Genomic DNA, 1139 nt, shown 5'->3' with positions numbered 1-1139 from the left:
AGGCGCTTGGAATAAGGTGGTCAGGGTAATCAAAGGTTTGGTTGAAAAAAAGAAAGAATCTGGCTCATCTAACTTCAAAATATTTACCAGCACGGTTCTCTTCGAGGAGAATATTTATACGCTGGAAAATATGTTGGCATTTATAAAATCCTTAGGGGTAGACGGTGCGTCAGTTCAGGTTCTTTCAAGGACCGTGATGAACAAGTCACCCTCAGGTGCTGACCCCTTTTTTGACAAGAGTTTTTTTAAGGATAGGGAACTCGCTTCGAGAGTTCTTGACGAAGTGATTTCGGGGTTTTCTGACGATGGTTTTCTGGTTAACCTCGGCGAATATGAATGGATGAAGGAGTATATACTGAAGGGGCCCGATTACGAAACTAGCGATCAAGTTTGTGGATCTGCAGAGAAGAACATTTTTGTTGATCATGATGGTCGATATTCACTCTGCGCTAATATGGATGCTGTTGAAGGTGTAGGGAAGATAGGGACAGTAAGGGATATTAGTGTTGAAAGGTTCTGGTTCTCGGTACAGGCGGAAAGAGCCAGAGGGTTAATGAATCAGTGCAGGAAACATTGTGGAATGTATGCCTGCCATAGAAAAGACTAATGCCACTATGGAGCGTATTAAGATTCAAAGCATTAATGAAACCGTCGAGAGTGACGCAGCTGATCACATTCAGGCACTGAGTCCTCCCGACTACCTGTTTTTGCTAGTGACTTCTGAATGCAATCTCCACTGCAAGCACTGCCATATGTGGATGAACCAAGACAGCCCTAATGGCCTGACATTACCTGAAAAGCTTGATGTGGTGCGTCAGTTTCAAAGGCTAAACCCTTCGGGTGGTGTTGTCCTTTGTGGTGGAGAGTTAATGCTGAAAGAGGAGGAGTTTTTCTCACTGACTGCACTATGCCGGGAACTCGGGTTGAACACGGCCGCTTTTACTAATGGTTCACTGGTGGAAGAGTCCCACTATCATCGTCTCTTGCTAGAGGGGCCAGACCAACTGTTTTTTTCACTTGACAGCCACTTGCCAGTAGTACACGACTATATACGAGGTACTGAAGGTTCTTGTGAGCATATCCTGAAGGTTCTTACCGATCTTTCTTCACTCAAAAAGAAAGCTTACCCTGACTCAAAG

2 protein-coding genes are annotated in these 1139 nt (G+C 44.6%); both read left to right on the top strand.

The window, feature by feature from the left end:
• The coding region (locus A3754_RS28250) for a hypothetical protein (protein WP_197468838.1) at window positions 1–607 on the top strand (607 nt) is incomplete at its 5' end.
• Window positions 585–1139 (top strand): radical SAM protein (locus tag A3754_RS24235; RefSeq protein WP_156497201.1); only part of this gene is annotated, 555 nt, incomplete at its 3' end. The genes A3754_RS28250 and A3754_RS24235, both read left to right, overlap by 23 nt.

It is taken from the genome of Alcanivorax sp. HI0083 (genome assembly GCF_001635175.1).
The sequence above is the reverse complement of the archived record's forward strand: the minus strand, read 5'-3'. Positions and strand labels throughout refer to the sequence as shown.